Below are 13468 nucleotides of genomic sequence, written 5' to 3'. Positions count from 1 at the left end.
GTGTGGCGGCGGGGCGTGAATCGCGGGCGTCCGCGCAGGACGCCCCCGGTTACCATCCGCCCCCTGCTAGTCGCGCTTTCCCACCGTCACACCCGCAAAGTTCGAGGTATCGCCATACTGGCCCGTATTGGGGGAGATTCCCAGGTTGAAGCTCGCCGCGAATTCCTGCGCATTGAAGCCGTTGAACTGGCCGATTGCCCAACCGCTGTAGCGCGACCCCGCGTCGAGGGCGAAGCGGCTGCGATCGCCGCCGTCTGCGGGGCGGCCCAGCGATCCGGAAAAGCTGACGCCGTTGATCGCGCGCGTGGCACCGGTCTCACGATCGGTAGAAACCAGGTTCATCGTCAAACGCATTGCACCGTTGCCGAAGTTCGCCGTGAGGTTGCTCGTGCCTGACAGTGCGGCGTCGTTGGAGAAGCTTCCATCCCTGCCCCGACCATAGACCACGCCACTGTAGCTGGCGCTCCCGCTCGTCGGCACCTGGAATGCCGGCGTCCGCCCCCCGAACACGATATAATGCGTGGCGATAACGTCACGGCCATTGGACCGCCCCTGTTCGGTTATCTCGGCAAAACTCGTATAGGTCAGCGCCAGTTCGGTATTGCCGTTGCCCGGGCGGTAGATCCGGCCATCATAGTTGGCACCATGGAAGACGTCGAACCGCGCATCGCTTTCCGTCGCGCTGCGATCGGCGGCGCGGAGCGTCAGATCGACCGGCAACGGCGCGCTGGTATAGCCGCCGGGCGGGCTGCTCTTGATCGCATAGCTTCCGGCCGCTGGATCATAGGTGATCTGCACCTCATCGATATAGACGCCTTCTTGCGGGCGATGGGCGAACTGCGTCTCCCCGCCCTGCAAAACCGTGGGCTGCGTCAGCGCCAGCAGGCCATTCTGCGCCGCCGAGATATCCGTACCTCGCCCGCCATTCAATTCGGCGACGAGCCGGTTGCCGCCGGCGCCGTTGGCCTGGATCACGGCACCCACTTCCTGCGCGGTGGCGCCGAAGAAGCCGCCCTCGATCGTGCCTGAGTAGGTCAATGCGCCCGTCAGATCGATCGTGCCCGTGATCGCACCATCGCTCGCTACGATCCGGCCATTGCCCGTCCAGGCGCCGGTGCCGGTGACCGGCGTTCCATAGCCTACCAGCGAATCGCTGTAGAGCGAGCCCGAAGTGAATGCGTGGGTATTGTAGCTGCCCAATGTCGAGATCGTGGCGCTACCGAAATCCGCGCGCAACGAGCCACGCCCTTCAAGCGACTGCATCGCCGCGCCGTTCGGCATCGCCAGTCCTGCCAGCACGACGTCGAAAGAAGCCAATCCCGTACGCGGTATCGCCGCGAGGGGCGTATCGCGGCCAAACAGGATGGCGTCGGCAACCCAGGTCGGGCCGGTCGCGTCCAGTTGCAGGCCGGCAATCAGGTCTGTCCTGGTCGCAGAGAGATTGCTCATGATCCTGTTACCAGGGGCGCCGTAGCGATCGATACGCGTCGGCGTGCGATAGACGAACCGCGCGGTAGGATTATCCGTGTAGAAAGCCCTGATCGCTTCGGCCTCGGCAACATCCGAAAACCGGCCGCTAGTCCCGCGCGTGCCCTCGATCGATGCAGAGACGGGTACGAAGAAGGTTGGGCTGAAAGGCTCCAGACTGTTGCCCTGGTTGGGCTGTGTCGTACCGCGCTTGCCCCAGACGGCACCGGCCAACGCCGCATTCTGCCCTTCGGCGAAAAGCGCTGCCCCCACCTCCTCGGCTCCCGGGCCGTAGAAGGAACCGTTGATGCCGTTCGCACCCGAAAAGCGCGCGTTGTCGAACCGCAGCTTGCCAGAGAACTCATTGCTGCCGCTGCTGATCAGTCCCTGGATGCGGATTTTGTCACCGCCGCCCACGATACCCGTCTGCAGGTCTGTTTCCGCATAGTCGACGAACCCGTTGATGCCGCCGCTGGCGAAATCGACATCCAGCCGCCCTCCGCCGGCCACCCCATAAACATTTGTGTAGAAGGTCGAGGCGCCCACCATCTGAATGTCGAAGCCGGCCGCGCCGGCCCGCGGCACCGCGTTGTCGGGGGTCTGGACACCATAGGCCGTGGCATAGAACCGGCCACTCACATTGGCGGAATCCTCGCTCTGCCGCTGCCAGAAGGCAGCCCCGACATAGCGCGTCTGGCCGGCGCCGGTCCCGGCATTGCTCAGCGTCAGGAAGTCGGTCGTCCCGCCCTGTGTCTTCTTGTAGGTGGTGATCTGCGCGTTGCTCTGCGCCGGATCGATATCGCCGCGCGCGAAGGTCTGGCTGAGGCCGCCATCGCTCACCCGATAGCTGTTGCGTGCCTGGTCATAGGCGATGGTCAGGTTTGCCGCCCGTGCGCCTTGCGTGGTGGCACCGCTGCTCTTCGAGACCGATATCGTGCCGAGCACACTATCATTGGCGAATGTTTCGGACACCAGAGGCGCGATGAGATCGGGGTTCCGTCCCGTCGGTGTCGGCGTTGGTGTGGGTGTGGGTGTGGGTGTGGGTGTGGGTGTCGGAGTGGGCGTCGGCGTCGGCGTTGGCGTTGGCGTCGGTGTCGGGGGCGGCGTCGGCGTACTGCCCACCCCGCCACCACCGCCGCCACAGCCGGAAAGCGTGGCGCCGACCAGCGCCAGCGCCATGAAGGATGCCGAGTGGATCAGACGCGCCCTGTTCATCATATGCCCCCGCTTCAGAATGCCGATGTCACGCCGAATTCGGCGGCCACCCGTTTGTAGTCATAGAGTTCGATCGACGATCGGTTGCGCTCCCACCGCAGGCGGACCAACGGCGCGAAGCTGCCGACATGAAGCGCGCGCAGGGTCGCGGCGAGGCTCGCCGAATAGCGATCCTCGATGCGTCGCCGCGGGTAGAGAAACAGCCGTGCGTCCGCCTCGAGATGGCTGTAGCCGAGCGTCGCCACCAGCGTCGTGCGGCCGATCTCGCGAAAGCCGTAGATCGCGGCTCCCCCCGTGCTCAACGCATAGCCGGGATCGCGCGCCGCCTCGCGATAGCCATAGAGCTGGATGCCACCACCCAACCGCGCGGTGATCGCGCGATCGAGGCTCGCGGACGCGCTGAGGCTCGTCCCCGATTGCTGGTCGTTGCGATGATTGCTGATCCGGCCGATGCCGCCCTCCAGCCGCATCTGGCTGCGCCTGCCGGTGGGATGCTGCAGGCTGGCGGTACCGCCAAGCGTCACGCTGAACGGCCGGTTGCCATACCAGCGCCAAACCGGGCCGGCGGAAATCGTGATCCGATCCTGCCCCGATGAAATCTGCGGCCCCGCGTCGAGGCCCAGCGAGATGTCGTTGAAGTCGCCGGCGCGATAGAGAGCGGCGTTGCCGGAGGCGCGCAGCAGCAGATCGGTGGTCTTGCCGATGCCTTGCCGGAAATAGCCCTGGCCACGCAGCGACAACCCGATACCGGATCGGGCGCGCGCATCCTCGTCCAGCGTGAAATCGCCGATCACCGTGCCGAGGCTGTTGGAGCGTGTGGCGCGGTTGATGTTGCTGTCCGGCGCGATCGCCAGTTCGAACGATCCTCCGATCGGTTTGCGTGCGTTCAGCGCCTGCGCATAGAAGCGGATAAGCTTCTCGACCTGCGGCGGCAGGCCGGTGGCCTGCGCCGCGCGCAATTCGCGCCCGGCGGCGCCGAGATTGCCGAGCATGGCCTGCATCCGGGCCAGTTCCAGCCGCACCCGCGCTGCCCCGGGCTTCTCATCGAGAATGCGGCGGAATTCGATCGCGGCGTCGGTGTAGCGGCGCAGATCGTCGGCAAGCATCATGCCCAGCCGGAAGCGCGCCTCGCTGCGGACCTCCACGTCACGATCCTGCGCCAGCGCGCGATAGGCCGTCTCGGAGCTGGCAAAGTCGCCGCGGCCCCTGGCCGCGTCGGCAAAGGCGAACACCTCCACCGCCGAGAGGTCCGCAGTCCGCGCATCTTCGCCAGGCGTCGCCGCACCCTGCGCCGCCACCGCCGGCGCCAATACGCCGCTCGCCAGGCACGCCGCAGCGGCCGCGATCAGAACATGCGAATCAAAAATGCCCCGTCTTCCCCCAACCGAGCCCTAGAGAAAGCGCGCTATACTGTCCATATATCTGAATGATTTTCGGTATTTGCGGCACATCAACAAAAATGGGCGAGCCAGACGGCCCGCCCCTTCTTACGCCACAAGCAGATCCCTCACCCGCTCTGCCGCCCCGCCGAGATCGCCGCGGTGATCCGCCCCGCCGTCGCGGTGCCCGCCGGCGTATAGAACAGCCGCATATACCGCTCGTCCGCCCCTTCCGGCACGTGATCCGGAAAGCTCGGGCGATAGCCCGCGACCAGCGCCGCCACCGGGATCGCGCCCGAACTCGCCACCGTCTTGGGCGAGGAGAAGGCGGCATTGTCGTCCACCTGCAGCGAGATCGTCAGCGTGGTGAGGCCGGCGAACGCCTCCGTCACCGCGATCGAGATCGGCACGCGGCCGCCCTTGCCCACGTCGCGCGCCAGCGGGGCGGCGTGGCCGAAGGCGGTGCCGATCGCGCCGAGGTCGATCACGTTTGCCGATCCCGCGGCGGCCGTGATCGCCTGGTTCTCCGAAAGCACCAAAGTATCGTCGATGATCATGTCGAGTATCTCCGTCGAAAAGAGGGCTCAGGCGACGAGCGCTTCGTTGTTCACCAGCGCATCGGTCTCGCGGATCGGGATGCCGCGGTAGGACATCACCTCCTGCCCCTCGAGCTGCATCGGCGTCAGCCGCACGAAATTGTCGCCGGCACCGTCATTGGTGGCGAGCGCGTCCAGCGCCTCCAGCATGTCGCGGTTCATGTAGATCACGGTGCGGCCGTTCTTCGCCGCGTTGGGATCGTCCATCTTGGTCGCGCGGCGGCCCTGCAGCTTGTAGAAGGCCTGGCGCATGAAGCGGTACAGGTCGACATTGCCGGCCTGCGCCTCGCTCACGTCGATATTGGCGATGCGCACGTTATAGCGCCAGTCGCGCACCGCCAGGCCGACATGCCAGCGGAACTGTTCCTCCATCGCATAATAGGCGTTGTTGTCGCCATCCAGCACGCGCTGGCGGCCCATATCCTGCCGCTGCAGGCCGGCGCGGGTGCCCTTGGGGAACAGCAGGGTCGTCTGGCTCTCGCCCCAGGTGACGAACCAGATGCTGGTATTGTCGGCGCCCGCGCCGCCCGCCTTGACGATCTGGTTGCCGGCACCGCTGCCGCCCGACACATTGTAGCGCGCGGCGAGGCCCCTGAACTTCTCCGGCGTCGAGGCGACGTCCGAATAGAAGATGCCGGTCTCCACCTCCTGCACCATCGCTTCCAGAAAGCCCTCCGCCTCCGAAAGCCGCGTCGCCGCCGGATTGGGCGAGATGTCGAGCAGCCGCTCGTCGATCGTCGAGAGCCCCTCGACGAAGCCGGTGGTATCCTCCACCTGCGCCTTGGTGCTCTTGGACTGCGGAATGCCCTGATAGAGCCGCCCCCAGGTGACCGAGGGCAGGCCGGTGCGGATCGTGTGCTTGTGGGTGGTGCCCATGTTGCACTCGGTGGCGATCGCATCCTTCACCGTCGGCGAAAGCCGATGCAGCACCTCAATCACGCTCGCATCGATCTCCCCCTGCGGCCCCATCGAGCGGTAGAGATCGATCAGGTTGACGAAACTATTGCCGATCGTTGCCATGTATCACTGCTCCTTGAGAGAAGAAGAAGCCCTTTCCCGCATTTGGCGGGCGTGGGGGGGGGGGGGGGGGGGGGGGGGGGGCCCCCCCCCCCCCCCCCCCCCCCCCCCCCCCCGCCGCACGGGTTGGGTGAGGGCGCGAGCGAAGCGAGCCTCTTCGGCTCCGAAGCATCCGCCCACGAAAAGTTGGAAAAAGGGGGCGGAAGATCACTCCCCGCCGTACCAGATCTCCTCGGTCGACCGACGCCCCCGCGCCCCGGCATCGCCGCGCACGAACTGGCCGTCCTCGCCCACCATCGCGCCGAGCCGCGCGAACAGGCGGATCATGTCGGGGTGGTTGCCGAAGCCGGTATCTTCCAGCGCCTGCCGGAACGGGTGGCCGCCGCGAAACCCGAACGCGTCGAGCGCGACCCCGGCGCTGCGCAGCGTCTCGTTCCAGCGCCGCCCGCCGATCTCGGTGTCGGCGCGCGCCGCCTCCAACCAGTCGCGCCGCTGCCGCTCGCCCGCCTCGATCAGCCCGTCGAGCGCCCGCGTCCCCGCACTTTCCACCAGCTTCGCCGCCACCGGCACCAGCTTGCTCGCCGCCTCATTGCTGAGCCCAAGCTCGCGCAGCACCGGCGTCGCCTCCAGCACCAGTTCGGCGTCGAGTTCGACGCCTTCTGGCGCGGCCAGCGCATAGCTTTCCGGCACGCCTTCGTCCGCGACCGGTGCCGGCGCCCCCTCCGTCGCCGCCGCCGGATCGGGATAAAGCCGCGCCTCGAGATCCTCGGGCACGGGCGCCTCGCCGCCCAGAGCGGTCGGCAAGGATTCAGCCGGCGGCGCGGCCGCCTGCGTCGAGAGCGGGATCGGGTTGCTCGTCGTCGATGTCGTCATAGCGTGGGTCAGGCTCCTCGCCGCGGCGCGCCGCCGGCTGTGGGGGACGGGAAGGCTTGGGGGCGGTCAGCGCCGCGACCAGGGTCGCCACTGCATGCGGATGCCGCGCCGCCACCGGCTGCCCCGCCTCGGCCTCGCGCAGCAAATCGAGCGCCAGGCTGCGCCGCCCCTCATGAAAATGAAGATTGCGCCCATCGGCGCCGTTACTCGCGGGGGTGAGAAGCCCCGCCATCTGCACCATTCGCGCGAGGAACCGACAGAAGGCGGGCTCGGCGAGGAGCAGGGCCATGTCCTGCTCATGGGGGTGGGGCGGGGATTTCACGAGGCGCGGACTAGGGGGAGTCGTCCGCGGCTTGAATCGCGGGCGACGTCACGCCGTCATCGGAAAGCCTCTGTTCCCCGTCACCCGTGGATGGAGGCTGGTCGTCGCACGGCCCTCACTCCAGCACCGTCGCGTCCCTCTCCGCAGCGCAAGGATAATGCGCCAGCCGCGAAGCCAGCGTGCCGATATGCACCTCCAGACGGTGCCCGTCCGGATCGAGGAAATAGAGCGAGCCGCCCTCGCTGCGATTCTCCTTCCAGATCACCGCCTGCGCGCGGATCGCGGCGCAGAGCGTGTCGAACCCGGCCGGATCCACGTCGAACGCATAATGGGTATAGTCCCCGCGCGCCGCGTCCACCGCCGCGGGATCGCGCGACAGGCACAGCCACAGCGGCCCGGCCTCCAGATAGGCGCCGTCCGCCCAGATCGCGCGCAACCGGCAGCCCAGCAGGTCGCGATAGAAGGCGACCGAGCGTTCCACGTCGGTCACCGCCAATGTCAGATGGTTGAGGCCGCGGATGGCGGGCACGGCGGGCATGGCGGCGGCCCCTCCCTCACTTCCGCCGGATCGTCTCCTCGAGCGTCGCCACCTTCATCCCGAAGCGGTGGATCGTCATCTTGTTGAGCGCGCTCTGTCCGTCAGGCGCCAGGGTGATCACCTGCGCAACCTTCTCGCCGCTCTTCATCTGATAGCTCAGCGTCAGCACCGGCCCGGCGACCTTGCCCGTCACCGGCGTCTTGGCGTCGCTCAGGCTGCCGCTGATCTGGCCACCGGCGCCTTCGCGCAGCCGCCACTGGCGCTGCATCGGCTTTTCGCCTTCCTGCTCCACCCGCTGGTCGAGCACCAGCGTGCCGTCATGCTCGACCCGGCCCACCGAGCGGACGTGGATCGCACGCGCCTTGTGCAGCACGATCTTCACCGAACCCGTTCCCTCGGTCACGCCGGTGAAGAATTTCTTCGGCACGAACACATGGCCCTGCGCCTGCGCCGCAGTGCCCGGCAGGCCTGCGACCCCGACAAGCCCGGTGAACATTGTGGCGGCACCCGCCGCTGCGATCAGGATCCCACGCATGTCAGCCGATCAGCCCCGCGCCCGCGGCCGTGCCCGTCGCCTCGCCGGTGGGGCTGGCCGCGGGCGAAGGATCGCCCTGGCGCTCGCCGCCCAGCACTTCGGCGGTAATCGCCGCCAGCGCCGCGCCGGAAAGAAAGGCGGTCGCGCTGCTCACATCGCCGCTCACCACGAATTTTTCGGCGGCGGCCTCGGCCGCCGGCTTCACATCATAACGGATCGCCAGCCCCGAACTGCGCACGCCGCGCGTGTTGCTGACGATCGCCTGGGCACTGCAGGTCACGCGCGAAACATCCTCATCCTTTGACTCCAGGGTCACCTGTTCGAAATCGATCGCGAAGCTTTCGATCACGCGCTTCGCATCCGCCTCCGCCATGGTGGTGAAGGCGAAGCTGCCCGGTTCGGGGCGGATCATGGTGCGCAGCACCTTCTGCACATCCTCGGCCACGCATGCCTTGGGCGATCCCTGCTCCAGCAGGTCGAGCGTCGTTTGCGCCGCGCCCGGCAGTTTGCCGCACCCCGCCGCGGCCGCCAGCAACGCCGCCAGCCCGGCATAGCCGGACATCCTCACCATCGCCCCCGTCCGCATCGCTCCCCCTCGCGCGCCATCTTGCGTGGCAAACCCTACCAGCCGTGGCGCGCCTTTCAATGGCGTCAGGAAAAGCCCTGCATCCACGTCAGGAAGCTGATGAAGCCGAACACCGCCGCCAGGGTCAGCACCACCAGCAGCAGCGCGATCAGCGACAGCACAAGCCCCGCGGTGCTGAGATAATAGCCCGTCCGGTCCGCCAGCCCACGGCCGGCAGTGCGCCCCATAATGCCGAACACCAGCGCCGGGATCACGGTCAGGATGCCGAACGGCCCCAGCATATAGGTGAACAATGCGCAGGAGAGCGAGACCGCGCCATAGATGATGCTGCGCCGCTCCGGCGGTTCCGCGCCGGCCACCAGCGCGCCCGCCGTGCCAGGCACCACGAAGATGTCGGCGGCGCCATCCTCCGCCAGCGCATAGTCGACCAGCCGGCCGGGCAACGGCTCGCCCGGACTGCGCCACGCAGCCCGCATAAAGCGCACGCGCCCGCCATCCTCGGTGGCGATCACGCCCTCTCCGACCGCCGGATCGAACCCCAGAACCGTTCCACGCATCGCCTGCTCCCTCGGTCCATGCCTCCCCGGCCGGACGGCCCGAGGATAGCCCCGCGCCATCCGCTTGTCGAAGGGCGATGATTCGCGATTTGCAGGCCGCCATCAGCATGTTAGTCTCAACGCGCAACTTTCCGGAGAGATGCATGCGCACCCTCGCCTTCGTCGCTGCAATCGCGCTCCTGGTGCCGGTTGTGCCCGTCGCGGCGCAGCGCTCGACCGGGCCCGCACCCGCCCCGGCGCTGCCGGGCTCCTCGGTGGTCGGCCCCAGCCTGGGCCGTGCCAGCGACGCGATCCGCGACGGCCGGCGCAGCGGCCAACTCTCCCGCGGCGAGGCGAAACGCGCGCGCCGCGAACGCGGCCAGATCGACACCTTGGCCGACCGCTATAGCGCCGACGGCTATCTGTCCGACAGCGAACGCCGGGAGATCGACACCCGCGCCGAGGTGCTGCGCGCGACGGTGAATGCGGAGCGGCTGCGCGGCGACACCAGGCGCCGCTGACCGGCAGTCAACGCTCCACCGCGCCGGGGCGACGCCCCACCCCCGCGGCCCGGCGCCGCACATGGTTCGGGTTGCGGCTGCCAACCGCGCTTGTTAGCGGTTGCAGCATATGCCCGCTTTCCCGCTGCTCCGCCCCCTGCTGATCCTGCTGTTCGCGATCATCGCCCTTGCCGCGCCGGCAACCGCGGCACCCCCGGCCAATCGCCCCACCCCGGGCTATGTCCGCGTGCGCATCGAAACCAGCGCGGGTCCGATCGTGATCGCCGCGGATGTGAAGCATGCGCCCAAGACCAGCGCCAATTTCCTCGCCTATGTCGATGATGGCCGGCTCGACGATACCAGCTTCTATCGCTCGGCGCGGCGCCGGACCGATCCGAAATTCGGCTTCATCCAGGGCGGCATCAGCACCGACCGGCGCCGCTCGCTGCCCCCCATCGACCATGAGCCGACCGACAGGACCGGCATCCGCCACCTCGACGGCGTGATCTCTATGGCGCGCGGCGGCGATCCGGGCTCGGCGATGGGCAATTTCTTCATCATGATCGGGCCGGTGCCCGGGCTCGATGCACGGCCGGGCAAGCCCGGCTATGCCGCGTTCGGCCATGTCGTGGCGGGAATGGACGTGGTGAAGCGCATCCTTGCGATGCGCACCGGCGGCGGCGTGGGGGCGATGAAGGGGCAGATGCTGCAGCCGCCCGTGCGGCTGATCAGCGCGCGCCGGCTGGATGGCAAGCCGCGGCCGACGACCACGATCAAGCCGTGGCTGTTGAACATTCCGGGAAGGAAATAAGCGGCATCAAACGCACGCCTCGCCGCTTCGGTTGCACAGCCTGCGGCGAAGCGAGACTTTTCGCCGTCGATCTGCTTTTCGCGCCTGCGAGATTCGCGCTATCTTCCGATTCCAAGGGCATCAGGCGCGAACACGCGCAAGCCGGGTGGGATATACGGATGAGTGATCTTCTGCTGTTCTTCTATGCGCTGGTGGGCATGTTCGTGCTGGCGAGCTGCCACCGCAACGTCCGTCAGCAACGGCCGCATTCGCGCACGCTGACACTGGTCGGCTGGGGCATGATGTCCTCCTCCGCCACGCTTGGCGTGCTGCTCGCCGCCTATGCGACATGGCTGCTGGTGACGCCCAACCTCTAAGCTCATACGGGCGGTTGCCATCGCCGCCCGGCGTCCTTAGGTGGCGCGTCTCCCAGACAATGAAGGCCTTTTCCATGTCCAAGACCATCAAGCTCGCGCTCTCGTCCGACGAGGTCGAGATCCTCATCGATGCGCTCGAGGCCGACCAGGAAAGCTATGTGGAGGCGATGAAGGAAGCCCGCGGCAACAACAACCGCGCGGACGTCGCCACCTTCACCGAAGCCGCCGAGCGCATCAAGGCGCTGATGGAAAAGCTGCGCGCGCTGGTCGACTGACCGCCGTTCCGGCGCGTCAGGCCGCCAGCGGCGGCGTCTGCTGGTGCTGGACGACGCGCCATTCCTCATGCCCGAGACGGCGATAGGTGGAGGTGCAATGCGCCTCGTAAGGATCGCCGTCCGCGCGTGACGCGACCACCCGATAGGCGACGACGATCAAACCCTCCTGCGGCCGCACCACCTGGCGCTGATCGATTTTCACCTCGGACCAGCGCGGCGTGTCGCTGACCGCTTCGATCGCCTGCTGGCCGGTGAAAACGAAGGGTGGCGTCGGCAGCACCATCAGGCAGGCCTCGTCGATCGCCGCGCGATAGGTTTCGGCGTCACCCGTCCACAGGCTTTCCTCGAACGCCCACACCCGATCATCTTCCATCATCCGCCTCCTTGGCTGTCGCATGATGGGCAATGGCCGGCGGAGATCAGGGTTCCCCCTGCCCGCTCAGGCGAGCCGATGCGGCGACGGATCCCCATGTTCGGCGACAAGCTGCGCCCGCGCCCGCGCGCAGCACGCTGCCCACAGGCCGGCCAGCGCGGCGGCATCGGTCACGTCCTCCGCCACCAGATCGTCGCGAATCGCCGCATCCGACTTCAGCGCGACCCGGGCCGCCATCTCGTCTGCATTTCGGCCGAGTTCCGCCGCCAGCAATCGCATCGTCCGCACGCGCAGGCGAAACTCGAAATCGGCGAGCCGCGCCGTCTCGTTCTCCTGCTTCTTGAGCAGCGCACCGCCTAAGTCCCAGACCATGGCGCCAGGATGCGCCTCCCGCATCCGCCTGCCAAGCGCTCTGACGCCCTCACCCCGCCGCCTGCACTTCACCTACGATGCTGCGTGCCACCGCCTCGGCCACCTTGATCCCGTCGATCGCCGCTGACAGGATGCCGCCGGCATAGCCAGCGCCCTCGCCCGCCGGGAACAGCCGCTCGACATTGAGGCTCTGAAAATCGCGCCCGCGGGTGATCCGCACCGGCGATGAAGTGCGCGTTTCCACGCCGGTCATGATCGCATCGGGGTGGTCGTAGTCCGCGATCTGGCGGCCGAATATCGGGATCGCCTCCCGCAGCGACTCGATCACGAACGGCGGCAGGCAGGCCGCGAGATCGGTGGGCGTGACGCCCGGCTTGTACGAGGGCACGACCTCGCCGATCGCCCTCGATGGTCGGCCGGCCAGCAGATCCTCCACCCGCTGGGCCGGCGCGCGATAATCGCCGCCGCCCGCCGCGAACGCCATTTCCTCAAGCCGCCGCTGCAACTCGATGCCCGCCAGCGGGTGGCCGGGATAGTCGCGTTCCGGGTCGATCCCCACGACGAGGCCCGAATTGGCGTTGAACTCGGCGCGCGAATATTGGCTCATGCCGTTGGTGACGACGCGCCCCTCCTCAGAGGTTGCGGCCACCACCCGCCCGCCCGGGCACATGCAGAAGCTGTAGACCGTCCGCCCGTTCGAGCAATGGTGCGACAAGGTGTAGGCCGCGGCGCCCAGATCGGGATGCTTGGCGCACGCCCCGAAGCGCGCCTTGTCGACCCAGCTTTGCGGATGTTCGATGCGCACGCCGATCGAGAAGGGCTTGGCCTCCATATGGACGCCGCGCCCGTGCAGCATCGCGAAACTGTCGCGCGCGCTGTGGCCCAGCGCCAGCACGACATGGTCGGTCTCGAGGAAGCTGCCATCGTGCAGGTGCAGCCCGATCAGCCGGTGCCTGCCATCCACCCCTTGCGCCAGCTCGATATCGTCGACGCGCGTGTCGAAGCGATATTCACCACCCAGTTCCTCCACCTTGGCGCGCATATGCTCGACCATCGAGACGAGGCGGAAGGTGCCGATATGCGGGTGCGCCTCGGTAAGGATATCCTCCGGCGCGCCGGCCTCGACGAACTCGGTCAGCACCTTGCGGGAAAGGAAGCGCGGATCCTTGATCTGGCTCCACAGCTTGCCGTCCGAAAAGGTGCCCGCCCCGCCCTCGCCGAACTGGACGTTGGATTCGGGGTTGAGCGCGCTGCGCCGCCACAGCCCCCAGGTGTCCTGCGTGCGCCGGCGGACATCCTTGCCGCGTTCGAGCAGGATCGGCCGGAACCCCATCTGCGCGAGGATCAAGGTGGCGAAGAGACCGCACGGCCCCGCCCCCACGACCACCGGCCGCCGCGCCACCGGCGGTTCCGGCGCGCGGGTGACGAAGCGATAGCGGGTGTCGGGCGTGGGGCGGACATGATTGTCGCCGGCGAAGCGCGCGAGGATGGCGGCCTCGTCTGCCACTTCGACATCGACGGTATAGACGAGCAGGATGGCGGATTTCTTGCGCGCATCATTGGCGCGGCGGGCGATGGTGACGCCGAGCACCGCTTCGTCGGCCACGCCCAGCCGCTGCACCACGGCCTCGCGCAGCGCCTCGGCCGGATGGTCGAGCGGCAGCTTCAGTTCGGAAATGCGGATCATCGGCGTGCGGTAGCGCGTTGGGGGCCGAGG

At 67.7% G+C, this 13468-nt stretch carries 17 protein-coding genes; 4 read left to right on the top strand and 13 right to left on the bottom strand.

The features are described 5' to 3' along the window. Window positions 1-66: 66 nt before the first annotated feature. The 10 genes from FHS96_RS00700 to FHS96_RS00655 all read right to left on the bottom strand — a co-directional run bounded on the left by FHS96_RS00700 (window position 67) and on the right by FHS96_RS00655 (window position 9085). Complete coding sequence (locus tag FHS96_RS00700; protein ID WP_429587292.1) at window positions 67-2682, bottom strand: hypothetical protein; 2616 nt, start codon at window positions 2680-2682, stop codon at window positions 67-69. A gap of 14 nt (window positions 2683-2696) precedes the next feature. Continuing rightward, a complete protein-coding gene (locus FHS96_RS00695; protein WP_429587291.1) occupies window positions 2697-3992 on the bottom strand; it encodes a surface lipoprotein assembly modifier in 1296 nt (431 codons plus the stop codon). A 197-nt stretch (window positions 3993-4189) separates the two neighbouring features. Further along, a complete protein-coding gene (locus FHS96_RS00690; protein WP_429587290.1) occupies window positions 4190-4618 on the bottom strand; it encodes a Bbp16 family capsid cement protein in 429 nt (142 codons plus the stop codon). 27 nt (window positions 4619-4645) lie between these two features. Further along, window positions 4646-5677: a major capsid protein gene (locus tag FHS96_RS00685; RefSeq protein WP_429587289.1), complete on the bottom strand. Its 1032-nt coding sequence runs from the start codon at window positions 5675-5677 to the stop codon at window positions 4646-4648. Between the two features lie 204 nt (window positions 5678-5881). Further along, complete coding sequence (locus tag FHS96_RS00680) at window positions 5882-6547, bottom strand: hypothetical protein (protein WP_429587288.1); 666 nt, start codon at window positions 6545-6547, stop codon at window positions 5882-5884. Next, window positions 6483-6836: a hypothetical protein gene (locus tag FHS96_RS00675; RefSeq protein ID WP_429587286.1), complete on the bottom strand. Its 354-nt coding sequence runs from the start codon at window positions 6834-6836 to the stop codon at window positions 6483-6485. Before FHS96_RS00675 ends, FHS96_RS00680 begins: the two co-directional genes overlap by 65 nt. Window positions 6837-6984: 148 nt before the next feature. Next, on the bottom strand, window positions 6985-7407 hold the full coding sequence (locus FHS96_RS00670; RefSeq protein WP_429587284.1) for a VOC family protein: 423 nt from the start codon (window positions 7405-7407) through the stop codon (window positions 6985-6987). Window positions 7408-7423: 16 nt separating this feature from the next. Continuing rightward, window positions 7424-7942, bottom strand: a complete 519-nt coding sequence (locus tag FHS96_RS00665) for a DUF3833 family protein (protein WP_429587283.1) — start codon at window positions 7940-7942, stop codon at window positions 7424-7426. A gap of 1 nt (window position 7943) precedes the next feature. Continuing rightward, window positions 7944-8513, bottom strand: a complete 570-nt coding sequence (locus FHS96_RS00660; RefSeq protein ID WP_429587281.1) for a hypothetical protein — start codon at window positions 8511-8513, stop codon at window positions 7944-7946. Window positions 8514-8593: 80 nt separating this feature from the next. Then, window positions 8594-9085 carry a hypothetical protein gene (locus FHS96_RS00655; RefSeq protein WP_429587279.1) on the bottom strand — a complete coding sequence of 164 codons (492 nt, stop codon included), beginning with the start codon at window positions 9083-9085 and terminating at the stop codon, window positions 8594-8596. A gap of 143 nt (window positions 9086-9228) precedes the next feature. On the opposite strand from FHS96_RS00655, the gene FHS96_RS00650 reads away from it, so the two are divergent. The 4 genes from FHS96_RS00650 (at window position 9229) to FHS96_RS00635 (ending at window position 11006) form a co-directional block, all read left to right on the top strand. Next, on the top strand, window positions 9229-9585 hold the full coding sequence (locus tag FHS96_RS00650) for a hypothetical protein (protein ID WP_429587278.1): 357 nt from the start codon (window positions 9229-9231) through the stop codon (window positions 9583-9585). 109 nt (window positions 9586-9694) lie between these two features. Beyond that, entirely contained in the window at window positions 9695-10375 is a 681-nt protein-coding gene (locus tag FHS96_RS00645; protein ID WP_429587277.1) for a peptidylprolyl isomerase, read from the top strand. 158 nt (window positions 10376-10533) lie between these two features. Beyond that, the gene (locus FHS96_RS00640) at window positions 10534-10731 is read left to right on the top strand and encodes a hypothetical protein (protein ID WP_429587276.1); all 198 of its coding nucleotides are present in this window, start codon (window positions 10534-10536) and stop codon (window positions 10729-10731) included. Window positions 10732-10805: 74 nt separating this feature from the next. Beyond that, the gene (locus FHS96_RS00635; RefSeq protein ID WP_429587275.1) at window positions 10806-11006 is read left to right on the top strand and encodes a hypothetical protein; all 201 of its coding nucleotides are present in this window, start codon (window positions 10806-10808) and stop codon (window positions 11004-11006) included. Window positions 11007-11022: 16 nt separating this feature from the next. On the opposite strand, the gene FHS96_RS00630 is transcribed toward FHS96_RS00635, so the two are convergent. The 3 genes from FHS96_RS00630 to FHS96_RS00620 all read right to left on the bottom strand — a co-directional run bounded on the left by FHS96_RS00630 (window position 11023) and on the right by FHS96_RS00620 (window position 13438). Next, window positions 11023-11379 (bottom strand): DUF4440 domain-containing protein, encoded by a 357-nt coding sequence (locus FHS96_RS00630; RefSeq protein WP_429587274.1) that lies wholly within the window; start codon window positions 11377-11379, stop codon window positions 11023-11025. Window positions 11380-11445: 66 nt separating this feature from the next. After that, the gene (locus FHS96_RS00625; protein WP_429587273.1) at window positions 11446-11751 is read right to left on the bottom strand and encodes a hypothetical protein; all 306 of its coding nucleotides are present in this window, start codon (window positions 11749-11751) and stop codon (window positions 11446-11448) included. Between the two features lie 49 nt (window positions 11752-11800). Next, the gene (locus FHS96_RS00620) at window positions 11801-13438 is read right to left on the bottom strand and encodes an NAD(P)/FAD-dependent oxidoreductase (protein ID WP_429587271.1); all 1638 of its coding nucleotides are present in this window, start codon (window positions 13436-13438) and stop codon (window positions 11801-11803) included. Window positions 13439-13468 lie beyond the last annotated feature (30 nt).

This window comes from Sphingomonas zeicaulis (assembly GCF_050433225.1).
In the GTDB taxonomy this organism is placed as follows: domain Bacteria; phylum Pseudomonadota; class Alphaproteobacteria; order Sphingomonadales; family Sphingomonadaceae; genus Sphingomonas_D; species Sphingomonas_D zeicaulis.
Note: the sequence above shows the minus strand (reverse complement) of the source record. Positions and strands in the feature narration are given on the sequence as shown.